23 protein-coding genes and 1 pseudogene are annotated in these 26986 nt (G+C 59.7%); 12 read left to right on the top strand and 12 right to left on the bottom strand.

All coding sequences use genetic code 11. The annotated features are described in order from the left end of the window. Positions 1–5 precede the first annotated feature (5 nt). From KGB25_RS16460 to KGB25_RS16445, 4 genes are all read left to right on the top strand, one after another. Positions 6–788, top strand: a complete 783-nt coding sequence (locus tag KGB25_RS16460; RefSeq protein ID WP_223435824.1) for a sugar phosphate isomerase/epimerase family protein — start codon at positions 6–8, stop codon at positions 786–788. Then, positions 781–1755: a sugar kinase gene (locus tag KGB25_RS16455; protein WP_223435822.1), complete on the top strand. Its 975-nt coding sequence runs from the start codon at positions 781–783 to the stop codon at positions 1753–1755. Before KGB25_RS16460 ends, KGB25_RS16455 begins: the two co-directional genes overlap by 8 nt. Before the next feature lie 114 nt (positions 1756–1869). Then, positions 1870–3168, top strand: a complete 1299-nt coding sequence (locus KGB25_RS16450) for an MFS transporter (RefSeq protein ID WP_008036856.1) — start codon at positions 1870–1872, stop codon at positions 3166–3168. A 21-nt stretch (positions 3169–3189) separates the two neighbouring features. Beyond that, a complete protein-coding gene (locus KGB25_RS16445) occupies positions 3190–4167 on the top strand; it encodes a bifunctional glyoxylate/hydroxypyruvate reductase B (protein ID WP_008036858.1) in 978 nt (325 codons plus the stop codon). Positions 4168–4284: 117 nt separating this feature from the next. Here KGB25_RS16445 and KGB25_RS16440 read toward each other — a convergent pair whose 3' ends face one another. The 5 genes and pseudogenes from KGB25_RS16440 to KGB25_RS16425 form a co-directional block, all read right to left on the bottom strand. Beyond that, positions 4285–5472, bottom strand: coding sequence for a pyridoxal phosphate-dependent aminotransferase (locus KGB25_RS16440; RefSeq protein WP_008036860.1), 1188 nt, complete (start codon positions 5470–5472; stop codon positions 4285–4287). Between the two features lie 41 nt (positions 5473–5513). Then, entirely contained in the window at positions 5514–6377 is an 864-nt protein-coding gene (locus KGB25_RS30615; RefSeq protein WP_411740526.1) for a methyl-accepting chemotaxis protein, read from the bottom strand. Beyond that, positions 6372–7139, bottom strand: a pseudogene (locus KGB25_RS30610) (MCP four helix bundle domain-containing protein); the annotation flags it as partial. The gene KGB25_RS30615 and the pseudogene KGB25_RS30610, both read right to left, overlap by 6 nt. A gap of 345 nt (positions 7140–7484) precedes the next feature. Beyond that, positions 7485–8627 carry a glycerate kinase gene (locus KGB25_RS16430; RefSeq protein WP_223435804.1) on the bottom strand — a complete coding sequence of 381 codons (1143 nt, stop codon included), beginning with the start codon at positions 8625–8627 and terminating at the stop codon, positions 7485–7487. Positions 8628–8868: 241 nt separating this feature from the next. Next, positions 8869–9990, bottom strand: a complete 1122-nt coding sequence (locus tag KGB25_RS16425; protein ID WP_008036866.1) for a sugar diacid recognition domain-containing protein — start codon at positions 9988–9990, stop codon at positions 8869–8871. Positions 9991–10151: 161 nt separating this feature from the next. On the opposite strand from KGB25_RS16425, the gene KGB25_RS16420 reads away from it, so the two are divergent. The 3 genes from KGB25_RS16420 (at position 10152) to rarD (ending at position 13756) form a co-directional block, all read left to right on the top strand. Continuing rightward, a complete protein-coding gene (locus KGB25_RS16420) occupies positions 10152–11462 on the top strand; it encodes an MFS transporter (protein ID WP_008031098.1) in 1311 nt (436 codons plus the stop codon). A gap of 198 nt (positions 11463–11660) precedes the next feature. Continuing rightward, the gene (locus KGB25_RS16415; protein WP_008036869.1) at positions 11661–12674 is read left to right on the top strand and encodes an aldo/keto reductase; all 1014 of its coding nucleotides are present in this window, start codon (positions 11661–11663) and stop codon (positions 12672–12674) included. Between the two features lie 200 nt (positions 12675–12874). After that, a complete protein-coding gene (gene rarD, locus KGB25_RS16410) occupies positions 12875–13756 on the top strand; it encodes an EamA family transporter RarD (RefSeq protein WP_223435802.1) in 882 nt (293 codons plus the stop codon). 128 nt (positions 13757–13884) lie between these two features. Here rarD and hppD read toward each other — a convergent pair whose 3' ends face one another. Beyond that, positions 13885–14961: a 4-hydroxyphenylpyruvate dioxygenase gene (gene hppD / locus KGB25_RS16405; RefSeq protein ID WP_008031092.1), complete on the bottom strand. Its 1077-nt coding sequence runs from the start codon at positions 14959–14961 to the stop codon at positions 13885–13887. A 252-nt stretch (positions 14962–15213) separates the two neighbouring features. Beyond that, a complete protein-coding gene (locus KGB25_RS16400) occupies positions 15214–16158 on the bottom strand; it encodes a DMT family transporter (protein WP_223435795.1) in 945 nt (314 codons plus the stop codon). A gap of 78 nt (positions 16159–16236) precedes the next feature. Between KGB25_RS16400 and KGB25_RS16395 the strand changes: the two genes are divergently transcribed. The 3 genes from KGB25_RS16395 (at position 16237) to KGB25_RS16385 (ending at position 19359) form a co-directional block, all read left to right on the top strand. After that, on the top strand, positions 16237–17109 hold the full coding sequence (locus KGB25_RS16395; protein WP_207284410.1) for a LysR family transcriptional regulator: 873 nt from the start codon (positions 16237–16239) through the stop codon (positions 17107–17109). 115 nt (positions 17110–17224) lie between these two features. Then, entirely contained in the window at positions 17225–18760 is a 1536-nt protein-coding gene (locus KGB25_RS16390) for an EAL domain-containing protein (RefSeq protein WP_008036877.1), read from the top strand. Between the two features lie 233 nt (positions 18761–18993). Continuing rightward, complete coding sequence (locus tag KGB25_RS16385; protein WP_008031084.1) at positions 18994–19359, top strand: histone-like nucleoid-structuring protein, MvaT/MvaU family; 366 nt, start codon at positions 18994–18996, stop codon at positions 19357–19359. A 166-nt stretch (positions 19360–19525) separates the two neighbouring features. Here KGB25_RS16385 and KGB25_RS16380 read toward each other — a convergent pair whose 3' ends face one another. Next, positions 19526–20050: a DUF4946 domain-containing protein gene (locus KGB25_RS16380; RefSeq protein ID WP_207284412.1), complete on the bottom strand. Its 525-nt coding sequence runs from the start codon at positions 20048–20050 to the stop codon at positions 19526–19528. A gap of 145 nt (positions 20051–20195) precedes the next feature. Between KGB25_RS16380 and gloA the strand changes: the two genes are divergently transcribed. Beyond that, positions 20196–20717: a lactoylglutathione lyase gene (gene gloA / locus KGB25_RS16375; RefSeq protein WP_207284413.1), complete on the top strand. Its 522-nt coding sequence runs from the start codon at positions 20196–20198 to the stop codon at positions 20715–20717. 176 nt (positions 20718–20893) lie between these two features. On the opposite strand, the gene ahpF is transcribed toward gloA, so the two are convergent. The 3 genes from ahpF to KGB25_RS16360 form a co-directional block, all read right to left on the bottom strand. After that, the gene (gene ahpF, locus KGB25_RS16370) at positions 20894–22459 is read right to left on the bottom strand and encodes an alkyl hydroperoxide reductase subunit F (RefSeq protein WP_008036882.1); all 1566 of its coding nucleotides are present in this window, start codon (positions 22457–22459) and stop codon (positions 20894–20896) included. Positions 22460–22587: 128 nt separating this feature from the next. Next, a complete protein-coding gene (gene ahpC / locus KGB25_RS16365) occupies positions 22588–23151 on the bottom strand; it encodes an alkyl hydroperoxide reductase subunit C (protein ID WP_007975937.1) in 564 nt (187 codons plus the stop codon). 138 nt (positions 23152–23289) lie between these two features. After that, positions 23290–24228: a site-specific integrase gene (locus KGB25_RS16360; RefSeq protein ID WP_192416223.1), complete on the bottom strand. Its 939-nt coding sequence runs from the start codon at positions 24226–24228 to the stop codon at positions 23290–23292. Between the two features lie 280 nt (positions 24229–24508). Here KGB25_RS16360 and KGB25_RS16355 point away from each other — a divergent pair, with 280 nt between their 5' ends. Continuing rightward, a complete protein-coding gene (locus KGB25_RS16355; RefSeq protein WP_223435793.1) occupies positions 24509–25519 on the top strand; it encodes a DNA-binding protein in 1011 nt (336 codons plus the stop codon). Here the strand turns inward: KGB25_RS16355 and gorA are convergent. After that, complete coding sequence (gene gorA, locus KGB25_RS16350) at positions 25516–26874, bottom strand: glutathione-disulfide reductase (RefSeq protein WP_192227054.1); 1359 nt, start codon at positions 26872–26874, stop codon at positions 25516–25518. The genes KGB25_RS16355 and gorA overlap by 4 nt on opposite strands. Between the last annotated feature and the right edge of the window lie 112 nt (positions 26875–26986).

Raw genomic sequence — 26986 nt, 5'->3', positions numbered from 1 at the left:
TGACAATGCATAAACCACCCGTTTCCATCAGCCTCTCCAGCTACGGCGCCGACCTCGTCCGCCAGCGCGGTCAAGGCAGTTTCATCGATATCCTCGCCGCTTCGGGCGCCACCCACATCGAATGGCGCGAAGAATTGCTGACCGTCGAAGACCCCGCCCAACTGGCCGATGCCACCCAGGCGCAAGGCCTCGAAAGCGTGTATTCCTCGCCGATGGAACTGTGGCTGGCCGGCCAGTCGAAACCCAATCCGCAACTGATCACCGCCCTGCAACGCGCCCAGGCCTTCGGCGCCAATTGGCTGAAGGTGTCCCTCGGTTACTTCACCGACACCAGCGACCTGCAAACCCTCGCCCGGATCCTGGGCAAAAGCGCCGTGCAACTGCTGGTGGAAAACGATCAGACCCTGCACGGTGGCCGCATCGAACCGTTCCAGCGTTTTTTCGCAGCGGTCGAGCAACACAATCTGCCGATCAAAATGACCTTCGACATCGGCAACTGGCACTGGCAGGACCAGTCCGCCAGCAGCGCCGCGCGCCTGCTCGGGCGCCACGTTGGCTACGTGCACTGCAAAGCCGTGTCACGCCGGGCCGATGGCAAACTGGTCGCCACGCCGCCTGCTGCCAGCGACCTGCATTCGTGGGAGCAACTGCTGCGGCACATGGCCCAAGGCGTGATGCGGGCCGCGGAATATCCGCTGCAAGCCGATGACCTGGTGCAGCTCACCACCGAGCATGTCGCCGCCCTCGCCCACTTGGGGCAAGCACGCCTGGAGAGCGCTCATGTCTGAGATCGATATCCTGTCGTTCGGCGAAACCATGGCGATGTTTGTCGCCGATCAAAACGGCGACCTCGCCAACGTCGACCACTTTCACAAACGCATTGCCGGGGCCGACAGCAACGTCGCCATCGGTTTATCGCGACTGGGGTTCAAGGTGGCGTGGCTGAGCCGGGTCGGCGACGACTCTCTGGGGCGCTTCGTGATCGAGACCTTGAAAAAGGAAGGCCTGGATTGCAGTAACGTTGCCCTCGATGCCGCACACCCGACCGGGTTTCAGCTCAAGTCACGCACCGACGATGGCGACGATCCCAGGGTCGAGTACTTTCGGCGCGGTTCGGCGGCGAGTCATCTGTCGCCGAAGTCGATCATCCCCGAACTGCTCAAGGCGCGGCACTTGCACGCCACCGGCATTCCTCCGGCGCTCTCGAAAACGGCGCGACAGATGTCTTTCGAACTGATGACGCGCATGCGCGAAGCCGGGCGCAGCGTGTCCTTCGACCCGAACCTGCGCCCGAGCCTGTGGGCCAGCACGCAACAGATGATCAGCGAAATCAACCGCCTCGCCGCCCTCGCCGACTGGGTGCTGCCGGGTTTGAGTGAAGGTCGTTTGCTGACCGGCTATGAAGACCCGGCTGACATCGCCGCGTTTTACCTCGACCAGGGAGCCGAAGCGGTGGCGATCAAGCTCGGCCCGCACGGCGCGTATTACCGCACGCATCTGGATGAAGGTTTCGTGGCGGGTGTGCCCGTGGAAACAGTGGTCGACACGGTCGGTGCCGGTGACGGGTTTGCCGTCGGCATGATCAGCGCGCTGCTGGAAAACCACAGCGTTGCCGACGCCGTGAAACGCGCCAACTGGATTGGCAGCCGTGCGGTACAGAGTCGCGGGGATATGGAGGGGTTGCCGACCCGATCCGAAATGTCCATCGAATTCGAGGCCGCTGTTCGCGGGCAAGCCTCGCTCCTACAGGTTTAGCGCGAACCTGTAGGAGCGAAGCTTGCTCGCGAAGAGGCCATCACTACCACTGCAAAAGCTTGATCTGACCCGTTACCTGCTGCGACAAAAACAACAAGCTCAGGAGCACCACTCATGAAAACCGCAACGCTCGCCACCCGCCGCTGGTGGTACATCATGCCCATCGTGTTCATCACCTACAGCCTGGCGTACCTGGACCGCGCCAACTACGGATTCGCCGCTGCCTCCGGGATGGCTGCCGACCTGATGATCACGCCAGGCCTGTCGTCGATGCTCGGCGCACTGTTCTTCCTCGGCTACTTTTTCTTCCAGGTGCCGGGCGCGATCTACGCGCAAAAACACAGTGTGAAGAAACTGATTTTCGTCAGCCTGATCCTCTGGGGCAGCCTGGCGACGCTCACCGGGATCGTCTCCAACGCCTACTGGCTGATCGTCATTCGCTTCATGCTCGGCGTGGTCGAAGCGGCGGTGATGCCGGCGATGCTGATCTACCTGTGCCACTGGTTCACCCGTGCCGAACGCTCGCGGGCCAACACTTTTCTGATCCTCGGCAACCCGGTGACCATGCTCTGGATGTCGGTGGTGTCGGGCTATCTGGTGCAGCATTACAGCTGGCGCTGGATGTTTATCATCGAAGGTTTGCCGGCAGTGCTCTGGGCGTTTATCTGGTGGCGCCTGGCGGATGATCGTCCGGCCCAGGCCAAGTGGCTCAGCGACGCCGAAAAGCACGATCTGGAAAGCGCCCTCGCCGCCGAACAGGTGGGCATCAAGGCGGTGAAGAACTACGCCGAGGCCTTCCGCTCGCCGAAAGTGATCATCCTGGCCCTGCAGTTTTTCTGCTGGAGCATTGGCGTCTACGGCTTCGTGCTGTGGCTGCCGTCGATCCTCAAGGCCGGCGCGCAAATGGACATGGTCGAAGCCGGCTGGCTGTCGGCGCTGCCGTATCTGGCGGCGGTGATCGGGATGCTGCTGGTGTCCTGGGGCTCGGACAAACTGCAAAAGCGCAAACGCTTTGTCTGGCCGCCGCTGCTGATCGCCTCGATTGCGTTCTACGGATCATACGCGCTGGGCGCCGAACATTTCTGGTGGTCGTACACCCTGCTGGTGATTGCCGGGGCCTGCATGTACGCGCCTTACGGACCGTTCTTCGCGATCATCCCGGAAATCCTCCCGGCCAACGTCGCCGGTGGCGCCATGGCGTTGATCAACAGCATGGGCGCGCTGGGCTCGTTTGGCGGCTCTTATCTGGTCGGTTACCTGAACAGCTCCACCGGTTCGCCGGGCGCGTCTTACCTGCTGATGAGCGGCGCGCTGATGTTTTCGGTGGTGCTGACGATTCTCCTCAAGCCCGGCGCCAGCGACCGGGAACGTCCTGCGGTTGCGCAAACACGCCCGACCGCCGCCCATCCTTGAATTGATGCAGAGATGAATACGATGAAAAAGCAGGTCGTGCTGTACAAGAAACTCTCACCGTTGCTGATGGCTCGCCTGCATGAGCAGACCGACGTGACGCTGATCGACAACCTCGACGCCGATGGCCTGGCGCAACTGCGCGAGGCCCTGCCCCGCGCTCACGGGTTGCTCGGTGCCAGTCTGAAACTGGACGCGGGCCTGCTGGACCTGGCGCCGAATCTGCGCGCCATCGCCAGCGTTTCGGTGGGCGTCGACAACTACGACATCGACTACCTGACCGAGCGGCGAATCCTGCTCAGCAACACCCCGGACGTGCTCACCGAAACCACCGCCGACACCGGTTTTGCGCTGATCCTCGCGACGGCCCGGCGCGTGGTGGAACTGGCGAACATGGTTCGTGCCGGCCAGTGGAACCGCAACATCGGCCCCGTGCATTTCGGCAGCGATGTGCACGGTAAAACCCTGGGCATCATTGGCATGGGGCGGATCGGCGAAGCGTTGGCCCAACGCGGGCATTTCGGTTTCGGCATGCCGGTGATCTATCACAGCCACTCGCCGAAACCGGCGGTGGAACAGCGCTTCAATGCGCAATACCGCAGCCTGCCGGAGCTGTTGCAGCAGGCCGATTTCGTTTGCCTGACATTGCCGCTGACAGTGGAAACCGAGGGGCTGATCGGTGCTGAACAGTTTGCGCTGATGCGTCCAGAGACGATCTTCATCAACATTTCACGGGGCAAAGTGGTGGACGAAACGGCGCTGATCGAAGCGTTGCGTTCCGGGCAGATTCGCGCGGCGGGGCTGGATGTGTTCGAACGCGAACCGCTGAACCCGGACTCGCCGCTGTTGCAACTGAACAACGTGGTGGCGACGCCGCACATTGGCTCGGCGACCCATGAGACGCGCGAAGCGATGGCGACGTGTGCGGTGGACAATCTGCTGGCAGCGTTGGCGGGTGAGCGGCCGAAGAATCTGGTGAATACGCGGGCGTGGAAGGATTAAGAGATTCGGCGCCTGCAAGTCAGTCTTCGCGGGCAAGCCTCGCTCCTACGGGATTACGCAGCACCTGTAGGAGCGAGGCTTGCCCGCGAAGGGGCCGGCATTGCCAACACAAATCTGTCAGGCCCGGCGCGCTTCCAGAAGATCCGCCGCACACAACGCAATCCGCCGACACGCATCCGCCAGTTTCCGTTGATCCACCACCAACCCGATCCGGATGTGCCCCGCCGCGCTCGGCCCGAACGCTTCGCCGGCCAGCACCGAAACGCCATAGCCCTCCAGCAGCCGCTCGGCGAAGTGCTGGGCAGACAACCCGGTCTGGCGCACATCAACCATCACAAACATCCCGCCATCCGGCCGTACCGCCCGCACCCCCGGGCACGCACTCAGGCTCGCGCACACCAGGTCGCGCCGCTGACGGTATTCCTCGCGCATCATCGCGACTTCCGGCAGATCACCCTCCAGCGCAACCTGCGCCGCCTTCTGCACAAAGTCCGGAATGCCGAACAGCATGCACAACGACAGATGTTCCAGATGGTCAATCAAGGGTTTGGGCCCGATCACCCAACCGACCCGCCAGCCGCTCATGGCGTGGGATTTCGACAGGCTGTTGAGCGTCGCGGTGCGCTCGGCCATGCCGGGCAGGCTCGCCGGGCTGATGTGCTCGCCCTCGTACAACAGATCGCTGTAAACCTCGTCACTGATCAGCCACAGGTTGTGCCGAATGCACAGCGATGCCAGTTCCTGCCAGATCTTCAGCGACAGACTGGCACCGGAAGGGTTGTTCGGACTGTTGAGCAAAAGCGCGCGGGTTTTCGGCGTGATCAGCGCCGCGACATCCGCCGGATCGACGCGAAAGCCGTTCTCCGGTCGTACCGCCACCGGCACCGCTTTCGCCCCGCAGGCACCGAACACGCCTTCATAAGTCACGTACATCGGTTCGGCGACGATCACTTCATCGCCCGGATCAAGCAGGCATTGCACGACCGAATACACACCGCACTGGGCGCCGGGCGTCACAATCACCTGATCCGCATCGACCTCCTGACCGCTGCAACGCCGGTGACGGTTGACGATGCTGTCGCGTAGCCCGCGACTGCCGCGCACTTGCGAGTAATGCGTGTCGCCAGCCAACAGGCTGTCAATGCACGCCTGGACGATGGGACGCGGCGTATCGAAGTCCGGATCACCCACCGACAACAGCAACACATCAACACCCTGCTCTCGTAGTTCCAATGCTCGGTAATGAATCTGCCAGGCCGCAGCGCCGTCTCCGGCAATTCGTTGGGTCAAGGCTGAATAGCGCATGTATTTCTCCAATCGCGCGTGTTCCTAGTCTCAACCCTATCTCAAATCACGAAACGCGCCACCATGGCATTCAAATCAACGGCCAGGCGCGACAATTCGTGGGTGGCAGCGCTGGTCTGGTTGGCCCCGGCAGCGGACTGGGTCGCCAGGTCGCGAATGTTCACCAGGTTGCGGTCGACTTCACGGGACACCTGCGCCTGCTCTTCGGACGCGCTGGCGATCACCAGGTTGCGTTCGTTGATCAGATGGATCGACTGAGTGATCTGCTCCAGCGCGACACCGGCGGCTCGGGCCATTTCCAGGGTGCTGTGGGTGCGCTGATTGCTTTGCTGCATCGAAGACACCGCCTCCCCTGTACCGTTCTGGATGCCAGCGACCATCTTCTCGATTTCCTGAGTCGATTGCGCCGTGCGATGCGCCAACGCCCGCACCTCGTCCGCCACCACCGCAAAACCACGTCCGGCTTCACCGGCACGGGCCGCTTCAATCGCGGCGTTCAGTGCCAGCAGGTTGGTCTGTTCGGCAATGGCGCGAATCACGTCCAGCACCTTGCCGATGTCCCGGCCCTGAGCGGCCAGGCCTTCGATCATCAGCGAGGTGTTCTGCACGTCGTGGGTCATGGTCTGGATCGCATCGACGGTTTCCACCACGCGGTCGCGACCTTCACGAGCAGCCTGGGTCGACTGGTTCGAGGCTTCGGAAGTCGACACTGCGTTGCGCGCCACTTCTTCCACGGCGGCGGTCATTTCGTTGACTGCTGTGGCGGCTTGTTCGATTTCATTGTTTTGCTGTTGCAGACCGCGGGACGCTTCTTGCGTGACCGTGCTCAGCTCTTCGGCGGCGGCGCCCAGCTGCGTGGCGGAACCGGCGATCTGCTCGATGGTTTTGCGCAAACTGGCCTGCATGTTGGACAACGCGGTGAGCAAGCGGGCCGGTTCATCCTTGCCATCGACTTCAATGACGTTGCGCAGGTTGCCGCCCGCGATGGTTTCAGCAGCCTGCAATGCACGGTTCAGCGGGGTGACGATGCTCCGGGTCAACAGCCAGGCCAGCAACACGGTCATCAGTGCGGCGATCACCGCAACGACCACGATGCCGGTGATGGCGTTGCTGTAGTGTTCGCCCGCTTCGGCCGATGCGGTCTTGGCGTCGCTGGTGTTGAGTGCCACCAGTTTATTGAGCTGCTCGCCCATCTGGTCGGTGCCGTCCTTGATCCGCGTATTGATCAGGGTGCGCATCTCATCCAGCTTGTTCTGCCGCGACAGCTCCATCATCTGGTTCTGCGCTTGCATGTAGGTGTCGAGGGTGGCGGTGAACGTCTTGTACAGCGCGGCTTCTTCTGGCTGGGCGGGCAAAGCTGCGTAGCTGGCCTGAGCGCTGCGCAGCTTGTCGGTGAGGACGCTGATGCGAGTCTGGGCTTCCTGCAACGCGGCGGGTTCGCGGTTGACCAACACCCGGAACGAGAGGATGCGCATGCGCAGGACGTTTTCCGTCATATTGCCCAAAACCCCGATGCTGGGCAGTTGCGTCGTCTCCATGTCGACCGATGCCTGGCGAATGGTCGTCATGCGGCTCACGGCAAATACACCCAGCACGATGACCAGCAAGGCAATGAAGGCAAAACCCAGGAAAGCTCGAGGCGCGATGTTCAGATTACGCAGGGACATAGGACGATACTCGGGTGATTGAGTCTTCGAGCGTCCTTGCCGTGATCACTGGCGGGCGGGCATTGAGGCGCACCGCTCAGGCTGGCGCCACTGTTGTAATAGGTTTGTGTGCGCCTGATATCTGTATCGGCTGGGGTTGAGGATTTTTGCGGGGATTTGCGAAATATATTTCAAGGGATTACGAGTGTTTCATCCGTGAAACACTGATCTTTGGTTCGCCGCGTCCCCCTGTAGGAGCGAAGCTTGCTCGCGAAGGTCGTCAACGATGACGCAGGTTGTCTGGATGAACGCGTTGCCCTCACGTTCTTCGCGAGCAAGCTTCGCTCCTACAATGGCCGTGGGGTATCAGGTTTTGCGTTTGGCGATACGCCAGACCCGGGCGATGTCGCTCGCCCGCTCACGCAACAACCGTGGCGCCTCGGTGCACGCCTGCTCCAGGGTCATCGGCCCGCTCGCCAAGGCAAACGCGGCGTCGATGCCATGCGCGTACAGGGCCTGATAACCCTCGCCCAAGGTGCCGGCGATGACGATGACCGGTACGCCGTGTTGCCCGGCGATGCGTGCGACACCAAACGGTGTCTTGCCGCGCAGGGTTTGCGCATCGAAGCGGCCTTCGCCGGTGATCACCAGGTCGGCGCCCTTGACCGCATCGGCCAGGCCGACCAATTCCGCGACCACTTCAACCCCGGCCTTGAACTGCGCGCCCAGGAAGGCCTTGGCGGCAAACCCCAATCCACCCGCCGCGCCGCTGCCCGGCTCGTCACGCACGTCATTGCCGAGGACCTGGGCGCAAAGCCCGGAGAAGTGCCCGAGGGCGCGATCCAGCTGCTCGACCTGCGCAGGCGTTGCGCCTTTTTGCGGACCGAAAATCGCAGAGGCACCGTGGGGGCCGCACAGGGGATTGTTGACGTCGGCGGCGATGTCGAAGCGCACGTCGGTCAGACGCGGATCGATGTCACTGAGATCGATGCGCGCCAGTTGCGCCAGTGCCAATCCGCCGGGCGCCAGGGTTTGACCTTGTGCATCGAGCAGTTTCACGCCCAGCGCTTGCATCGCCCCCGCGCCGCCGTCGTTGGTGGCGCTGCCGCCAATCGCCAGGATCACCCGTTGCGCCCCGGCGTCGAGTGCCGCGCGGATCAACTCACCGGTGCCGAAGGTGCTGCTGGTGCACGCATCGCGTTGCCCCGGCGGAACGAGTTGCAAGCCGCTGGCCTCGGCCATCTCGATGATGGCGGTGAGGCTCTGGGGCAACCAGCCCCACGCGGCGTCGACCGTTGTGCCCAGCGGCCCTTTGACGCGAGTGCGACGGAGTTGACCTTCGCAGGCGGCCAGAATCGACTCGACCGTGCCTTCGCCCCCATCGGCCATCGGGCATTTGACCAGTTGCGCATCGGGCCAGACTTCAACCAGACCAAGGGCAATGGCATCGGCCACGCCTTGTGCGCTGAGGCTGTCCTTGAACGAATCGGGGGCGATGACGATTTTCATGCGAATTCTCCAGTTCCAATGCCCCCATGCTGCCAGCCGGCCTGAACAATAACGCCGGTCCGCTGCACAAGTGGCACGGAGGATTATTGTTCATTTTCACAAAACCCGGTGGGAGCGAGCCTGCTCGCGAAAGCAATCTCAAGTACGCCGAAAAACCTGTAGGAGCCCGGCTTGCCGGCGATGGCGATTTCGAGGACGCCATCGCCGGCAAGCCGGCTCCTACAAGGACGTGTTCACAACGTCATGGATTTGCGTCGGTTTGTGGGAGTAGCTGCACGCCGAGGTACAGCGCCAGCATGCCATCGAGGCGCAACGGGTCGACGCCGCTGAGCTCGGCTATCCGCTCCATCCGGTAACGCAGGCTGTTGCGGTGAATGCCCAGCGCATCGGCGCAGGCCTGGCTCTGGCCGTCGTGATCGCACCAACTGCGCAACGTCGCCAGCAATTGGCCGTTGCCGTCCTTGGCGATGACTTTGCGCAAGGGTTTGAGCAATTCGTCCAGCGCATCGTCGTTGCGATGGCGCCAGAGCATCACCGGCAATCGATAACGGGTCAGCGTCAACAGACGAGAATGCGGCAGTACATCGCGCCCATAGGCCAGCAAGTCGCCGACCCGCCGATAGCAACGGCGCAAACCCGACAAGCCATCGGCCTGCCCGCCCACGGCGATGCGCAAGATATTCCAGCCGAGGCCGTCGAGCTTTTCCAGCAAGCGGTCGTTCTCGATCGCCTGGTTGGCCGGCCGGCACCACAGCAACGACGACTTGGCCGAACTCACGCACCAACTGTCCGGGTAGCGCGAGGTCAGCCAGGCGCTGAGTGCGTCGACGGTTTGCCCCGGACCGTGCTCCATTCCCAGCTCGAACAAATACGGCACCCGCGTCAGTTGCGGTTTGAGCCCAAGCTGTTGCGCCTCATCGATCAAGCGCGGCGAATCCCCTGCCTCGCTGAGCAGCAACGCCAGCAAGTCATCGCAACGCTGGCGCCGCCATTGCTGCTCGGCCTGCTGATTGCGCTGGCCCACCAGCATCTCGGCGGTCATGCGCACCAGTTCGGCGTAGGTGCGCAATTGCTCGGGTTCGCCGGTGATGCCGAGCACGCCAATCAGCCGTTGATCGAGCAACAGCGGCAGGTTGATACCCGGTTGTACGCCCTTGAGGTGGATAGCGGTTTGAGCATCGATTTCCACCACCCGCCCGTTGGCCAGCACCAGTTGCGCGCCTTCGTGCCGGGTGTTGACCCGCTCCGGTTCACCACTGCCGAGAATCAACCCCTGGCTGTCCATGACGTTGACGTTGTAAGGCAGGATGGCCATCGCCCGGTCGACGATGTCCTGGGCCAGGTCGTGATCGAGTTCGAACATTGTGGTGGTCCTTCAAAGCGCGGTTGTTCACCCGCACAGGGCTTGGTTGCAAACCCTGTGCTCAGGCACAAAGACAGCAGCCCTGAGGGTGGTCGAGACTCTCAGGGCGATCAACGTTACCCTTTGCATCGCAAAAAATCATAATAAAGAGAGAGCCCGCCATGTCACAGAGCGCCGCCGCTACCCAGGCCATCGTTGACGAAAAAAATGCCGTCTACAAACGCATTACCCTGCGTTTGATCCCCTTCATCTTCATCTGCTACCTGTTCAACTACCTCGACCGGGTGAACGTTGGATTTGCCAAGCTGCAGATGCTCGACGCGCTGAAATTCAGTGAAACCGTGTACGGCCTCGGCGCCGGGATCTTCTTTATCGGCTACGTGCTGTGCGGCGTACCGAGCAACCTGGCGCTGACCAAATTCGGCCCGCGCCGCTGGATCGCGCTGATGATGATCACCTGGGGCACGCTGTCGACCTGCCTGCTGTTCGTCACCACCCCGACCGAGTTCTACACCTTGCGCCTGTTCACCGGCGCGGCCGAAGCCGGGTTCTTCCCGGGCGTGGTGTTGTACCTCTCGCAGTGGTTCCCGACCTTCCGCCGTGGCCGCATCATGGCGCTGTTCATGTCGGCGATCCCGGTGTCCGGCCTGCTCGGCAGCCCGTTCTCTGGCTGGATCCTCAACCACTTCGCTGCGGGCCAGGGTGGCCTGGCCGGCTGGCAGTGGATGTTCCTGCTGCAAGGCATCCCGACCGTGATCCTCGGCGCCCTCGCCTACTTTCTGCTGAGCGACAGTTACGCCAACGCCAAATGGCTCACGCCATTCGAACGCTCGGTGCTGGAAGCCGACCACGCTGAAGACCTGGCCAACAAACCGAAAACCACCACCGACTCGCTGCTGGCGGTGTTCAAGAACCCGGCGATCTGGGCGTTCGGCTTGATCTACTTCTGCATCCAGAGCGGGGTCTACGCGATCAACTTCTGGCTGCCGTCGATCATCAAGAACCTGGGCTTCAACGATAACCTGGTGATCGGCTGGCTGAGTGCGATCCCGTACCTGCTGGCGGCCGTGTTCATGTTGATGGTCGGCCGCTCGGCGGACTTGCGCAAAGAACGTCGCTGGCATTTGGTGGTGCCCATGTTGATGGGGGCAGTGGGCCTGCTGATTGCCGTGAACTTCGCGACCACGCCTGCCATCGCCATCCTTGGCCTGACGATCGCCACCATGGGCGCCCTCACCGGCCTGCCGATGTTCTGGCCGGTGCCGACCGCACTGCTGAGCGCCGGCGCGGCTGCCGGTGGCCTGGCGTTGATCAACTCGATGGGCCAGATGGCCGGCTTCCTCAGCCCGTACCTGGTCGGTTGGGTCAAGGACACTACTGGCTCGACCGATGCCGCGTTGTACTTGCTGGCGGGCGTGATTGTCTGCGGCAGCCTGCTGGCGTTGCGCATGACCCGCACCCTGCGCGTCTGACATCTGTCCCCTGTCCCCTGTGGGAGCGAGCCTGCTCGCGATAGCGGAGTGTCAGTCAACATAGCTGTTGAATGTTGAACCGCAAACGCGAGCAGGCTCGCTCCCACATTTGATTGTGGGGGGGCAATAATTGTGTTTGCCCCATGCGGTTGTTCTGGTATTTGATTGAGCCTTTCCCACTGGTAAAAGGATTTCGTCATGAGCTACCGCACGCTGGGTCACTCGGGATTGCAGGTGTCCACCCTGACCCTGGGGACCATGATGTTCGGCGAACAGACCAGCACCGAAGATTCCCTGCGGATCATCGACAAGGCCTGGGACCAGGGCATCAATTTCATCGACACCGCCGACGTCTACACCAACGGTCGCTCTGAAGAGATCGTCGGCGAAGCGATCGCCGGCAACCGCCACGAATGGGTGCTCGCCACCAAAGTCGGTTTCGGCCCGGTGGACGGTGTGCCGAACCGCAGCGGCCTGAGCCGCAAGCACATTTTCAATGGCATCGATGCCAGCCTCACGCGCCTGGGCACCGACTACGTCGACCTCTATTACCTGCACCGCGAAGACCACAACACGCCGCTGGAAGTGACGGTGTCGGCCATCGGCGACCTGATTCGCCAGGGCAAAATCCGCAACTGGGGGTTGTCGAACTACCGTGGCTGGCGCATCGCCGAGGTCATTCGCGTGGCCGACCAGCTGGGTGTCGACCGCCCTGTCATCAGCCAGCCGCTGTACAACATCGTCAATCGCCAGGCCGAAACCGAACAGATCACCGCCGCGCAGAACTACGGTTTGGGCGTTGTGCCTTACAGCCCGCTGGCGCGCGGCGTGCTCAGCGGCAAATATGCGCCGGATGTAAAACCGGATGCCAACAGCCGCGCCGGGCGCGCCGACAAACGTATTCTGGAAACCGAATGGCGCGTCGAATCCCTGCGCATCGCCCAGCAGATCCAGCAATACACGCAAGATCGTGGTGTCGGTATCGTCGAGTTCGCGATTGCCTGGGTGTTGAACAACAGCGCCGTCACCTCGGCCATTGTCGGGCCGCGTACCGAAGAGCAATGGGATGCCTACACTAAGGCGCAGGCGGTGAAGATCACGGCGCAGGATGAAGCGTTTATCGACTCGCTGGTGACACCGGGGCATGCGTCCACGCCAGGGTTCAATGATGTGAGCCATTTCGTGTCGGGCCGTAAACCCCGTAACACCTGAAGAAACACATAACCACTGTAGGAGCGAGCCTGCTCGCGATGATCTGTCAGTTGATACCGATGTGGCTGATACACCATCGCGAGCAGGCTCGCTCCCACAGGGTATTGCCGTGTTGCAAATATTGATCATCCGGACAATATTCAGCACAAAAACCACGTATCCTCCGCACCCCGTTTCACGTTCAACTTCGCGAGGACAGTTTGTCTAAAGGTATCGCTCTATCGGTTTCGGCCTCTGTGCTGTTTGCCGTCATGTATTACTACACCTCACTGCTCAACCCGTTGAGCGGTGTGGAAATTTTTGGCTGGCGCATGCTGCTGACAGTGCCGTGCATGACCGTGTTCATGGTGGTCTCCAGCGAATGGAAGCGTGTGGTCGAGCTCTTTCGCCGAGCCATCGCCCAGCCGAAACTGATTGCCGCCCTGATCGCCTCTTCGGCCCTGCTGGGCGTGCAACTCTGGTTGTTCATGTGGGCGCCGCTCAACGGCTACAGCCTTGATGTGTCGCTGGGCTATTTCCTGTTGCCACTGACCATGGTCCTGACCGGACGGCTCGCCTACGGTGAACGCCTCTCCTATCTACAGAAAGTTGCCGTGTTTTTTGCCTGCCTCGGTGTGATCAACGAGCTGTATCAGGTCGGTGGTTTTTCCTGGGCTACGTTGCTGGTGTGCATCGGCTATCCAACGTATTTCGTCCTGCGCAAGCGTCTGGCGACGGACAACCTCGGCGGCTTGTGGCTGGACATGGCGTTGACGCTGCCGGTGGCCTTCTGGTTCGTACAGACCGGCGAGCAAGGTTTCAATGTGTTTGATCAGCATCCGTGGCTGTCACTGTTGATCCCGCTTCTCGGCGTGATCAGTGCGTCGGCGCTGGTGATCTACATCATCGCCAGCCGGCTGTTGCCCTTCAGCCTGTTCGGGCTGTTGAGCTACGTCGAGCCGGTGCTGTTGCTTGGCGTTGCGTTGCTGCTCGGGGAAAGCATCAAGACCGGGGAATGGCTAACCTACATTCCAATCTGGATGGCGGTGCTGGTGCTGATGTTCGAAGGGTTCAAGCACATGATGCGACAACGCCGCCCTTAAGGCCTGTGCAAAAACAAATGTGGGAGTGAGCCTGCTCGCGATAGCGGTGTGTCAGACAACATTTAAGTCGTATGACACACCGCTATCGCGAGCAGGCTCGCTCCCACAGTTTTTATCGGTGAATCAACTTAGTCGGTGGAGAGCACACCACGACGAACCTGGTCACGTTCGATCGATTCGAACAACGCCTTGAAGTTACCCTCGCCGAACCCGTCATCGCCTTTACGCTGGATGAATTCGAAGAACACCGGGCCCATCAGGGTTTCCGAGAAGATCTGCAACAGCAGACGCTTGTCGCCCGACTCGGACGAACCGTCCAGCAGGATGCCTCGCGCTTGCAGTTGATCAACCGGTTCGCCGTGGTTCGGCAAACGGCCTTCAAGCATTTCGTAATAGGTTTCCGGTGGCGCCGTCATGAAGCGCATGCCGATGCTTTTCAGGTGATCCCAGGTCTTGATCAGATCATCGCTGAGGAACGCCACGTGCTGGATGCCCTCGCCGTTGAACTGCATCAGGAACTCTTCGATCTGCCCGGCGCCCTTGGAGGACTCTTCGTTCAACGGAATGCGGATCATACCGTCCGGCGCGGTCATCGCCTTGGAGGTCAGGCCGGTGTATTCGCCCTTGATGTCGAAGTAGCGGATTTCACGGAAGTTGAACAGCTTCTCGTAGAAGTTCGCCCAGTACGCCATGCGGCCGCGATACACGTTGTGAGTCAGGTGGTCGATGATCTTCAGGCCGGCACCGACCGGGTTGCGGTCAACGCCTTCGATGAACACGAAATCGATGTCGTAGATCGAGCTGCCTTCACCGAAACGGTCGATCAGGTACAGCGGCGCGCCGCCGATGCCTTTGATCGCCGGCAGGTGCAGTTCCATCGGGCCGGTTTCGATGTGGATCGGCTGCGCGCCGAGTTCCAGCGCACGCTTGTAGGCCTTTTGCGAATCCTTGACGCGGAACGCCATGCCGCACACCGACGGGCCGTGCTCGGCCGCGAAGTACGAAGCGACGCTGTGGGGTTCGTTGTTGAGGATCAGGTTGATCGCGCCCTGGCGATACAGGTGCACGTCTTTGGAACGGTGGGTCGCGACTTTGGTGAAGCCCATGATCTTGAAGATCGGCTCCAGCGTGTTCGGGGTTGGCGATGCGAACTCAATGAATTCAAAGCCCATCAGGCCCATCGGGTTTTCGTATAAATCTGCCATGGTCGGCGCCTCATCATTTTCTGGTCAATTAACGAATCGTTAGTTGCTGGCAATGCTGAGACCGGCGGGTGGCGCGCAGGAGATGCCCCGCACGCTGCGCGCGAGGAAGTCACCGTAGATCAATTGAAACCCAAAACTCTTCATTGTCGACCCAAGGCTATTACGGGCGAGGCTTCTGCTGCCAGAAGCCATTTATTCTTATATGCGTAACCGGATTCTACACAGCGTAAATAGGTTTGTCCGCCTTCTGTATCAAATCCCCTTTTTCCCTGCTCGCGCAAGGGGTTTGTTGCAGAGGAAAATCCCCGCCAGAATCAGCCCGCCGCCCAGACACATCGTCAGGGTCAATTGCTCTCCGAGCAGCAACGCACCCAGGATGACAGCGGTCAGCGGATTCAAGGCGATGAACACCCCGGAACGGGTCGCGCCGATTTTGCGCAGGCCGTCGTAATAGCCAATATACGCCAGCGCCGAGCCCAACACGCCCAGATACATCAGGCTCAACCATTGCGACGGGCCAAGGCTGACCAGCGCCGCAACACTCACCTCGCCCCTGACGGCACTGGCCACGCAGAGCATCACCGTGCCCAGCAAAATCGAATACGTCACCGTTTGCACCGGCCCCAGGGTTTGATTCAGATCTTTGGAAAACAGTGAGTAAATGCCCCAACCGAGCACGCAGCCGAAAATCAACAGATCGCCGAACCAGGCATCCGCCTGACCGGCCAGCAACTGCGGATGACGACTGACAATCACCAGGCTTGCCCCGGCAATGCAGATCGCGATGCCGATGACTTTCGCTCGACTCAAACGCTCCTTGAACAGCAGCCACGAGGCCAGTCCGATCACGGCCGGATTCAGCGCCACGATCAATGACGCCCGCGAAGCATTGATGTAGTGCAGGCCATAGAAGAAGCACAGGTTGTAGAAAAAAATCCCGAAAAAGCCCAACAACGCCAGTTGCAACCATTGCCGAGGACTCGGCCGGGCCAGTGGAATGCGCGCGAGCAGCAGAAACAGCAGCAGCGCCACGCTGGCCAGCAAAAAACGCAGGCTGGCAGCGAACAACGGGCTGAGGCTGTCCGCCAGAAACCGCCCCGCGACGAAAGTGCCGCCCCAAATCATGGTGACCGCCGCGAGTTTGAAATAAACCGCGACATCGGAAGGCTCCGACAGGCTTTGCTCATATGCAGTCATAAGTCTCCAGAACGACAGATCGATTCGATGGCGTATCATTTCGCTAATATTCGATCATCGTAAAATGAGTAAAAGCTCATGACCCTCACTCAGCTGGAGATCTTCTCGCTCGTTGCCGAACTTCACGGCTTTACGGCGGCGGCCAATCGTCTGGGCATTTCTCAATCTGCTGTGTCTCACGCCCTAAAGTCGCTGGAACAGGAACTGGGCGTCGAGCTGCTGCGGCGGCATCAGTCTCAGGTCGAACTCAGTGACATCGGCCAACAGCTGCTATTACGCGCCCGGGCAATGCTCGGGCTGGCCAACACCTTGCGCCAGGAAGCGGCGGATGCCCGCGGCATGAAACGCGGCACATTGCGCATCGGCTCGTTCGGCCCGACCTCATCGATCAAGTTGCTGCCGACGATTCTGCAGCACTACCGCGCCGCTCACCCCGGCATCGAGGTGCACATTGATGAAGGCCCCGACCGCCAGGTGATCCAGTGGCTGGAAGAGCGACGCATCGACATCGGCTTCGTGGTGTTGCCCGAAGAGCGCTTCGACACCTTTGCGTTGTTCGAGGACCAGATGGTCGCGTTGCTGCCCGCCCATCATCCGCTGGCGGCTCGCACCAGCCTGACCTTGGGCGATTTGTGTCACGACCCGTTCGTGCTGACCGAGGCCGGCTCTTCGGAGCTGGTGTCCCGTTTGTTCAGTGCCGCGCGGTTGACGCCGAACATCCGTTATCGCTGCTCGCAGCTGCTCAGCACGCTGGATACCGTTGGCCGGGGCGATGCCTTGACCGTGGTCGCCGAAGGCTCGCTGCCCACGCATCACGACGACCGCTACCTGAAAAAACCGCTATCGCCAGCGATCGCACGCCAGGTCGGCCTGGCCGTGCTCGACCAACGCCAGAGTTCACCGGCGGCACTGGCCTTTATCAAACTGGCCACAAGCCTGGCCTACCGTTGAGCGGCATAAGCCACAAAGGCCAACTATCATGGCCTCTGACCGAACTCTTTTGGGGAGGCGTGCCGTTGTCCTGCCTGCATTTGAGAGCCCTATTTCATCGCTACAGGTTTCGCAAATGCCACTGACTGTAAAAACCCGCCGCCAACGTGGCAGACGGATTATTGTCACCGTATTGAGTGGTTTGCTCCCGATGTTGCTCGGGTTCGCCATTCTTTACCTGCAAGCTGAGCGCGCGCTTGAGCAAAGCACCCGACTGACCGCCGAAGAAGCCATCCGCCAATTCGAACTGATGCTCGACAACACCGCGCAGGCCGCACGCGAATTGCTGCCGCTGGCCGGGAAAAGTTGTATTGACGTCAATCTGGCCTTACGCGAGCAAGTCACCCGCCGCCCGTTTGTGCGCTCGACCAATCTGGTGTGGGACGACACCAATTACTGCAGTTCTTTGTTCGGCGACTTTCGCGAAAAAATCGAGGTGGGCGACTACAGCAACGGCACGTTGCAACTGATGAAAGGCAATCTGGTCACGCCCGATTCCGCGGTGTTGGTGTACCGCATCGGCGAAGGAAAAAAAGGCGCGCTGAGCACGCTGGACGGTTATCACTTGAGCAACGTACTGCGCATGATCGGCCGCTCGACAATACTGATGCTGCAAGTCGGCCCCCATTGGCTGACCGCCGATGGCCAGTTCCATCAAGACCCCCTCCCCACTTTGCCCGTGGCGCAAACCAGACTCGGTTCCTCGCGCTACGCGTTCTCTGTAACAGCCGGATTTCCCGAAGGCGAAACGTGGCGCTACATGAGTAGCGAGTATCCGCCGCTGTTCAGTTTGTTGATCTTCTTCGGCGTGGTGTCAGGTTCCATCGGGCACATTCTGCAGAAGCGCTCTTCATCGCCGAGTCACGAGCTACAGCGTGCGCTGGAAGCGGCGGAGTTCATTCCTTACTTTCAGCCGGTGGTTCATGGCGACAGCAAGAAATGGTCAGGCACCGAGGTGCTGATGCGCTGGAAGCACCCGAAGGAAGGGCTGGTTCGTCCCGATCTGTTTATTCCGTTCGCCGAGCACTCCGGGCTTATCGTGCCCATGACCCGTTCTTTAATGCAGCAAACCGCCGCATTGCTGGCGCCCTTGTCGACCTCATTCGAAAGCCCGTTTCACGTGGGCATCAACATCACTGCCAGCCACTGCAAGAACCTGGAACTGGTCGAAGATTGCCGGACATTTCTGGGCAACTTTGCGCCGGGCTCCATTCACCTGGTACTGGAGTTGACTGAGCGTGAACTGATCGAGCCCACCGCCATCACGCTGCAGTTGTTCGAGCAACTTCATGCGCTGGGCGTGATGATCGCCATCGATGACTTCGGCACCGGTCATTCAAGCCTGGGTTATCTGCGCCAGTTCAATGTCGACTTCCTGAAAATCGACCAGAGCTTTGTCGCCCTGATCGGCGCCGACGCCCTCTCCCGGCACATTCTGGACACCATCATCGAACTCTCCGCCAAGCTCGATCTGGGCATCGTCGCCGAAGGCGTGGAAACCGAAGAGCAAAGTGACTACCTCACCGCCCATGGCGTGAACTTTCTGCAAGGATATCTGTTCGGCAGGCCGATGCCCGGTGAAGACTTCATTAAGGCATTAAGTCACCATTAACTAATGGCATTAAGCGACGAGACAACGGCGATGCGCACCAAATTGAATCAAAAGACTACTCTCGTTACATGAAGAAAAAGTCAGGATTTACTCTTTGCTCATTAACTACTACAATTTTTCATGCCTGCTATAAATTGGCAGGTGAGCCACTATCACCGAGTCGCTACAAGGCTCTTGGCTTATAGCTTTGTTTGCGGTTGGTATCAGCCAAACACACTATTGGAGTAAAGATATTGTCCAGACTCGCTGAATTTCGTGCAGCTGAAAAGGCCCTTCAAGAGCAGCTCAAGCAGCTGGAATCCCTGAAGAACGATGCCGGGCTCAAGAAAGAAATCGAATTCGAAGAAAAGCTCCAGGGGCTGATGAAAACCTACGGCAAGAGCTTGCGCGACATCATCGCCATTCTCGATCCGAACCCGGCAAAATCCGGTCTGCAGCAGGCCGCCGCGCCGAAAACCCGCCGCGCTCGCGTGGTCAAGGTTTATCAGAATCCGCACACCGGTGAACTGATTGAAACCAAGGGCGGCAACCACCGCGGCCTGAAAGCCTGGAAGGAACAATACGGTGCTTCCACCGTTGACTCCTGGCTTCGCGGCTAAGCACTCGCGGTGACAAAAAAAGCCCTGCATCAAGCAGGGCTTTTTTATGGATACCTGTTAAATGCAACGATTGAAATCGATCAATTCGCTACATATCGACTAACTTTGTGCTTAATCCCTTTGGGTATCTAAACATTGCGAAATGCACGACCGTGCAAACCGTTATCTAAAGTTTCAAGCTGTTACGAGCAGCCTCTATTTCACCCAGGCTTGCCTTGTAAGCCTCTGCCTGCCCTGCGTACGAAAGAACATAAGCCTTATCGGCATCCACCGCCGCGACCAATGTTTGCGAAAGCACGTGGCGTCCGTTCTGCGTAATGGTGCAGGTAGTTTCCAGTGCCTCCAGGCGGCTCAACGTTGCCGGATGGATTTTGTTGCACACGCTTTGATAACCGCCCTGAAAGAAGTCCTTCTGCACGGACTTGCGCATTTCCAGCAGCACACCTTGCAGATTGACCTGATGACCGCTTTCCACTGTCGTCATGGTCAACTCCATGACCATCAACGGCGCACCGCCTTGATCGTTTTTCACCGCGCGCTGCCGGGACACCTGAGGCGTAGCCTGATCCGGCGGGGTCGCTTCGACTTCCCAGCCATCTGGCCAGGTCACGATCGGCGCATCCGCATGAGCACAGGTAGCGCCTGACAACAGGAAAATCAGAACGAACAGCGATTTACAGGATCGGGTCATTGCAATGAATACTCACGGATTGAGCGATAAAGTCTGAGCCTCGTCCGCCTGTCAGGCAATAGCGGGTGGTTTGGGTTTGGTGATGCCTGCGCCCTTGCGTATCATTGGCGTCATTCGTTAGCCCCACTTATTTTCCGGAGGGCCCATGAGCCTGCACGAATTGAACACCTTCCCAGGCGTCACCGCCCAACCTGACACCGCAACGCAGAACTTCGTGTTCAACCACACAATGCTGCGGGTCAAAGACATCACCAAGTCCCTGGATTTTTACACGCGAGTCCTCGGTTTCTCGCTGGTGGAAAAGCGCGACTTCCCGGAAGCCGAGTTCAGCCTGTATTTCCTGGCACTGGTCGACAAGAGCCAGATCCCGGCCGATGCCGCCGCGCGCACCCAATGGATGAAATCGATCCCTGGCATCCTTGAGCTGACCCACAACCACGGCACCGAAAACGATGCGGATTTCGCCTACCACAACGGCAACACCGACCCGCGCGGTTTCGGCCACATTTGCATCTCGGTCCCGGACATCGTCGCTGCGTGCGAACGCTTCGAAGCGCTGGGCTGCGATTTCCAGAAGCGCCTGAACGACGGCCGCATGAAGAGCCTGGCATTCATCAAGGACCCGGATGCTTACTGGGTCGAGATCATCCAGCCAGCGCCACTCTGAAACACACACGCCCTACTGTAGGAGCTGGCTTGCCAGCGATCCGTCGCAAAGCGGCGGCCATGCAATCACTTAACCAGTGAGATCGCCATCGCCGGCAAGCCGGCTCCTACAGATATCTGCTGCGCATACAAAAAACCCCATGATCACTCATGGGGTTTTGTGTTTTCAGCGTCCGGTTATGCCGGGGCCGATGTCCGGATCAAGTGATCGAATGCACTCAGGGAAGCCTTGGCGCCCTCGCCTACTGCAATCACGATCTGCTTGTACGGCACGGTCGTCACGTCACCGGCAGCGAACACACCCGGCATCGAGGTTTCACCACGGGCATCGACGATGATCTCGCCGCGAGGCGACAACTCGATGGTGCCTTTGAGCCAGTCAGTGTTAGGCAGCAGACCGATCTGCACGAAGATACCTTCAAGATTCACCGTGTTGAACTCACCCGAATCGCGATCCTTGTAGACCAGCCCGGTCACCTTCTGGCCGTCACCCTTCACTTCACTGGTCAGTGCGCTGGTGATGACATCGACGTTGGGCAGGCTGAACAACTTGCGTTGCAACACCGCATCGGCGCGCAGCTTGCTGTCGAATTCCAGCAGCGTGACGTGGCTGACAATACCGGCCAGATCGATCGCCGCTTCAACGCCGGAGTTACCGCCGCCGATCACCGCTACGCGCTTGCCTTTGAACAGCGGACCATCGCAGTGCGGGCAGAAGCACACGCCTTTGGCTTTGTATTCCTGCTCGCCCGGCACACCCATTTCACGCCAGCGGGCGCCGGTGGCAAGGATCAGCGCCTTGGTCTTGAGGGTCGCGCCACTTTCGAAGCGAACCTCGTGCAACTCGCCGGGATTCTTCGCCGGGATCAGCGCGGTGGCCCGTTGCAGGTTCATGATATCGACGTCGTATTGCTTGACGTGCTCTTCGAGCGCGCTGGCCAGTTTCGGCCCTTCGGTCTCCTGCACGGAGATGAAGTTCTCGATGGCCATGGTGTCCAGCACCTGCCCACCAAAACGCTCAGCCGCCACACCGGTGCGAATGCCTTTACGGGCGGCGTAGATCGCTGCCGAAGCACCGGCCGGGCCACCGCCGACCACCAGCACATCAAAGGCTTCTTTGGCGCTGATTTTCTCGGCCTGACGCTCGGCGCCACTGGTGTCGATCTTGGCGAGGATTTCTTCCAGGCCCATGCGGCCCTGGCCGAAAATCTCGCCGTTCAGGTAAATGCTTGGCACGGCCATGATCTTGCGATCATCGACTTCGGCCTGGAACAACGCGCCGTCGATAGCGACGTGACGGATGTTCGGGTTGAGCACGGCCATCAGGTTCAGCGCTTGAACGACGTCCGGGCAGTTCTGGCAGGACAGCGAGAAGTAAGTCTCGAAGCTGAACTGGCCTTTGAGCGAGCGGATCTGTTCGATCACTTCCGCACTGGCTTTCGAAGGGTGGCCACCGACTTGCAGCAGGGCCAGCACCAGCGAGGTAAATTCGTGGCCCATCGGGATGCCGGCGAAACGCAGGTTGATGTCGGCACCGGGGCGGTTGATCGAGAACGATGGTTTACGCGTGTCGTCACCGTTGTCGAGCAAAGTAATTTGGCTTGAAAGACTGGCAACGTCTTTCAGCAGTTCGAGCATTTCCCGGGATTTCGCACCGTCGTCGAGGGATGCAACGATCTCGATCGGCTGGGTGACCCGTTCCAGGTACGATTTCAACTGGGCTTTAAGATTGGCGTCCAACATACGGGCGATTTCCTTTGCTTTTCTTGAGGCGAAAAAAAGCCCGAGCGAATCTCGCCCGGGCTTTTCTATTGGGCGGTGCAGCTTACTGAGTAGGTGCGGAGTTCCGCCCTTTGAAGCGTGTCACAGACTTAGATCTTGCCGACCAGGTCCAGGGACGGAGCCAGAGTGGCCTCGCCTTCTTTCCACTTGGCTGGGCAAACCTGGCCTGGGTGAGCAGCGACGTACTGGGCAGCCTTGATTTTGCGCAGCAGCTCGGAAGCGTCACGGCCAACGCCGCCATCGTTCAGCTCAACGATTTTGATCTGGCCTTCTGGGTTGATCACGAAGGTGCCACGGTCAGCCAGACCAGCTTCTTCGATCAGTACGTCGAAGTTGCGGGAGATAGCGTGGGTCGGGTCGCCGATCATGGTGTACTGGATTTTGCCGATGGCTGGCGAAGTGTTGTGCCAGGCAGCGTGAGCAAAATGGGTGTCAGTGGAAACGCTGTAGATCTCGACGCCCAGTTTCTGGAACGCGTCGTAGTTGTCAGCCAGGTCTTCCAGTTCAGTCGGGCAAACGAAGGTGAAGTCTGCTGGGTAGAAGAACACAACCGACCACTTGCCTTTCAGGTCAGCGTCCGAGACTTTTACGAAGTCGCCGTTTTTGAATGCGTCAGCTTTGAATGGTTTAACTTGGCTGTTGATGATAGGCATCGTTGACTCTCCGTCAGGGGTTAAGAAGTTGATGGAGTGAACTCTACCCACTCGACGGACGGATGGCTCATTGGCAAACCTCATGCTGCTGATTGGTTTTCGCTATTAGCAGACAGTATTAATAGAAGGAAAAGGTATCTAGGGCGCCAACGGCTTTTCCGAAATCCGCGTCATCCCCAGAAACGGACTGGCTTCTACGTAACGCATGGCCGATTTCATATCCTTCCAGCCGACGTAACTCATCAGCGATTTCAAATCCCAACCGCTTTGATGGGCCCACGTGGCAAAACCCCGTCGCAACGAATGGCTGGTGTAGTGCTCGGCCGCAATGCCGGCGCGCTCCAGCGCCTGGCGCAATAACGGGATGATGCTGTTGGCGTGCAAGCCCTCTTCGCTCAAATGGCCCCAGCGGTCGATGCCACGGAACACCGGCCCGCGCACCAATGCGGCCTCGGTCATCCAGTCGATGTATGCCTGCACCGGACACAATCGCTGCAACGCCGGTGTCTGGTAAGTCTTGCCAAGGTTTTCGCGGTCGCTCTTGCTGCGAGGCAGATACAGGGTGATGCCTGAACCGGCACTGGCCTGCACGTGTTCAATCTGCAGGCGGCATAACTCATCGCTGCGGAAACCGCGCCAGAAGCCCAGCAAGATCAGCGCCCTATCGCGCCGGGCTCTTAACAGCGCCGGTCGATCGTCTTTTGATTTCGCGGTTTGTGCCTCCTGCTCAAGCCAGGCCACCACTTGCTCCAGATGCTGAAGCTGCAATGGCTCAGCCTGCTTCTCCTGCGCCGGGTGCAGCGCGCGAATGCCTTTGAAGACTTTACGCACCACGGGCGCCTTGGTCGGATCGGCAAACCCCTGGCTGTTGTGCCACTGCGCCAGGGCCGACAACCGCAGCTTTAACGTATTGATCGATAACTCACCCGCATACGCCACCAGATAGCGCGCAACGCTATCAGCCGTGGCCGGTAGAAACCCGCCCCAATCGACTTCGAAATGTTCGATGGCCGCCCGGTAGCTTCGGCGAGTGTTGTCGCGCGTGGCGGCTTGCAGGTAACGATCCAGATCGCTCATGGCGGTGACTCCTGTAGGAGCGAGCTTGCTCGCGATGGACGTAAACGATGACGCTAACTGCCTGAGTGATCGCGGTGCCTGGAGGTTTTTCGCGAGCAGGCTCGCTCCTACAGGAGGGTTGTGTACGGAAATGGAGCTACGAACAATTCAGGATCGCTGTCACACGGGGTAATACCAGTATATCCCGTGTGAATACTTAACGTATTTAATGTTGCCTATTGGCGTGGTACATTGTGTACTTTGGTGGTATGTACCACAGTACGAAATCGTAGGAGAGTTCATGGCACGCGGTGGTGTTAACAAAGCAGTGGTGCAAGCGGCACGCTTGGCAATTCTGGCTCGCGGTGAAAACCCCAGCATCGATGCAGTACGGATCGAAATGGGCAATACCGGCTCGAAAACCACTATTCACCGGTACTTGAAGGAGCTGGATGACGGCGCCGAGCCGGTAGCGCCCTCCTCCGAACCCATCGATGACGAGCTGGCAGGGCTGGTCTCGCGCCTTGCGCAACGGCTCAAAGAGCAGGCGCAGGAACCCATCGATCAGGCACGCGCGCAGTTCGAACAGCAACGAAAAGACCTGGAAAGCCAACTGACAGACGCCCAGGAAGCCAACAGCGAATTGCAGCAACAGTACGAGATTCAAACCCTGGCGCTGACGCAGGAGTCCGACACCCTGCACAACACCCTGTCGATGCTGCAGACCGAGCAAACCCGTAACGCCGGAATGAATCAGGCGCTCGCTGATTTCGAGTTGCGCTTGCAAGACAAGGACGAGCAGATCCGCTCCCTTGAGGAAAAGCACCTGCACGCCCGTGACGCACTGGAGCACTACCGCAACGCCGTCAAAGAGCAGCGCGAGCAGGAACAAAGCCGCCATGAAGGCCAGGTGCAGCAGATTCAGATGGAGTTGCGCCAGGCCCAGCAAAGCGCCCTGGTGCGCCAGGATGAAATCACCCAACTGCACCGCGACAACGAACGCCTGCTGACTGAAAACCGCGGCACATTGCGCGAGTTGAGCCTTTTGCAAGAACAGCTCAAGCACACCCATACCCGCCAGGATCAACTGCTGGAACAGGTCAACCGGATCGACAGCGAACGCACCCTCCTCCAGGAACGCCTGCGCGCAGCACTGCTGGAGAGCCAGTCGCTGAAGCAGAACGTCGAGGAGCAGTCGCAGATGAATAAAGCGCTGGAAATTGAACTACTGAAGACTCAGGCGAGCCTCGATGAAAGCGTGCGCCTGGCAGCGGTCATTGCGACAGCGCCAGACGCAGCCAAGGCCGATTAACCCGCGACCGGTGTACGCATGGTGACGAACTCTTCGGCGGCCGTCGGGTGCACGCCGATGGTTTCGTCGAAGTCACGCTTGGTAGCGCCCGCCTTCAAGGCAATCGCCAGACCTTGCACGATCTCGCCGGCATCCGGCCCGACCATGTGGCAACCCAACACCTTGTCGGTTTTGCCGTCCACCACGAGCTTCATCAGCGTGCGCTCCTGACATTCGGTCAGAGTCAGCTTCATCGGGCGGAAACGGCTTTCGAAAATCACCACGTCATGGCCGGCCTCGCGAGCCTCTTCTTCCGTGAGGCCGACTGTGCCGATGTTCGGCAAGCTGAACACGGCCGTCGGGATCATCTTGTAATCCACCGGGCGATACTGCTCAGGCTTGAACAAGCGACGCGCAATGGCCATGCCTTCAGCCAGCGCAACCGGCGTGAGCTGAACCCGGCCGATCACATCGCCCAGCGCGAGGATCGACGGTTCGGCGGTCTGGTATTGCTCATCGACCTCGACGAAGCCTTTCTTGTCGAGTTTGACCCCGGTGTTTTCCAGCCCCAGGTTATCCAGCATCGGACGCCGGCCGGTGGCGTAGAACACGCAATCCGCCTCCAGTTCGCGACCGTCCTTGAGCGTAGCCTTCAAGCTACCGTCAGCGAGCTTTTCAATGCGCTCGATGTCGGCATTGAATTGCAGGTTCATGCCACGCTTGGTCAGTTCTTCCTGCAAGTGCTTGCGCACCGCGCCGTCAAAACCGCGCAGGAACATATCCCCGCGATACAGCAACGTGGTTTCGGCGCCCAGGCCGTGGAAAATACCGGCGAACTCAACGGCGATGTAACCGCCACCGACAACCAGCACACGTTTTGGCAGCTCTTTGAGGAAGAATGCCTGGTTAGAGCTGATCGCATGTTCATGCCCCGGAATCTCCGGAATCTGCGGCCAGCCGCCCGTGGCGATCAGGATGTTCTTTGCAGTAAAACGCTCGCCATTAATCTCGACCGTATTAGGATCGACGATCTTCGCGTGGCCTTCATGCAAGGTCACACCGCTGTTGACCAGCAGGTTGCGATAGATACCGTTCAGGCGATTGATCTCGCGATCCTTGTTGGCAATCAGCGTTGCCCAATCAAACTGTGCTTCGCCCGGCGTCCAGCCAAAGCCCGAAGACTGCTCGAAGTCTTCGGCGAAGTGCGCACCGTAGACCAGCAACTTCTTCGGCACGCAGCCGACGTTCACGCACGTACCGCCCAGATAGCGACTCTCGGCCACGGCCACTTTCGCGCCAAACCCGGCCGCGAATCGCGCAGCCCGCACACCGCCGGAACCGGCACCAATCACATAAAGGTCAAAATCGTAGGCCATTTTCAATCTCCTCGGCAGGCAAACAGCATACCCGCAGACGTCCGTTGGGCAAGCGCTGCAAACGATATGGGGCCGGAAAATGAAAAAGCCACCCGAAGGTGGCTTTTAAGAA

Origin of the sequence: Pseudomonas sp. BF-RE-21, assembly GCF_019947305.1 — a bacterium.
Classification (GTDB): domain Bacteria; phylum Pseudomonadota; class Gammaproteobacteria; order Pseudomonadales; family Pseudomonadaceae; genus Aquipseudomonas; species Aquipseudomonas migulae.
This window is presented reverse-complemented; position numbering and strand designations above follow the sequence as displayed.

Coding starts and splice junctions, on each gene's coding strand:
- KGB25_RS16460 (WP_223435824.1), top strand. CDS start 6: ATGCATAAACCACCCGTTTCCATCAGCCTCTCCAGCTACGGCGCCGAC.
- KGB25_RS16455 (WP_223435822.1), top strand. CDS start 781: ATGTCTGAGATCGATATCCTGTCGTTCGGCGAAACCATGGCGATGTTT.
- KGB25_RS16450 (WP_008036856.1), top strand. CDS start 1,870: ATGAAAACCGCAACGCTCGCCACCCGCCGCTGGTGGTACATCATGCCC.
- KGB25_RS16445 (WP_008036858.1), top strand. CDS start 3,190: ATGAAAAAGCAGGTCGTGCTGTACAAGAAACTCTCACCGTTGCTGATG.
- KGB25_RS16440 (WP_008036860.1), bottom strand. CDS start 5,472: ATGCGCTATTCAGCCTTGACCCAACGAATTGCCGGAGACGGCGCTGCG.
- KGB25_RS30615 (WP_411740526.1), bottom strand. CDS start 6,377: ATGCAGGCCAGTTTGCGCAAAACCATCGAGCAGATCGCCGGTTCCGCC.
- KGB25_RS16430 (WP_223435804.1), bottom strand. CDS start 8,627: ATGAAAATCGTCATCGCCCCCGATTCGTTCAAGGACAGCCTCAGCGCA.
- KGB25_RS16425 (WP_008036866.1), bottom strand. CDS start 9,990: ATGTTCGAACTCGATCACGACCTGGCCCAGGACATCGTCGACCGGGCG.
- KGB25_RS16420 (WP_008031098.1), top strand. CDS start 10,152: ATGTCACAGAGCGCCGCCGCTACCCAGGCCATCGTTGACGAAAAAAAT.
- KGB25_RS16415 (WP_008036869.1), top strand. CDS start 11,661: ATGAGCTACCGCACGCTGGGTCACTCGGGATTGCAGGTGTCCACCCTG.
- hppD (WP_008031092.1), bottom strand. CDS start 14,961: ATGGCAGATTTATACGAAAACCCGATGGGCCTGATGGGCTTTGAATTC.
- KGB25_RS16400 (WP_223435795.1), bottom strand. CDS start 16,158: ATGACTGCATATGAGCAAAGCCTGTCGGAGCCTTCCGATGTCGCGGTT.
- KGB25_RS16395 (WP_207284410.1), top strand. CDS start 16,237: ATGACCCTCACTCAGCTGGAGATCTTCTCGCTCGTTGCCGAACTTCAC.
- KGB25_RS16390 (WP_008036877.1), top strand. CDS start 17,225: ATGCCACTGACTGTAAAAACCCGCCGCCAACGTGGCAGACGGATTATT.
- KGB25_RS16380 (WP_207284412.1), bottom strand. CDS start 20,050: ATGACCCGATCCTGTAAATCGCTGTTCGTTCTGATTTTCCTGTTGTCA.
- gloA (WP_207284413.1), top strand. CDS start 20,196: ATGAGCCTGCACGAATTGAACACCTTCCCAGGCGTCACCGCCCAACCT.
- ahpF (WP_008036882.1), bottom strand. CDS start 22,459: ATGTTGGACGCCAATCTTAAAGCCCAGTTGAAATCGTACCTGGAACGG.
- ahpC (WP_007975937.1), bottom strand. CDS start 23,151: ATGCCTATCATCAACAGCCAAGTTAAACCATTCAAAGCTGACGCATTC.
- KGB25_RS16360 (WP_192416223.1), bottom strand. CDS start 24,228: ATGAGCGATCTGGATCGTTACCTGCAAGCCGCCACGCGCGACAACACT.
- KGB25_RS16355 (WP_223435793.1), top strand. CDS start 24,509: ATGGCACGCGGTGGTGTTAACAAAGCAGTGGTGCAAGCGGCACGCTTG.
- gorA (WP_192227054.1), bottom strand. CDS start 26,874: ATGGCCTACGATTTTGACCTTTATGTGATTGGTGCCGGTTCCGGCGGT.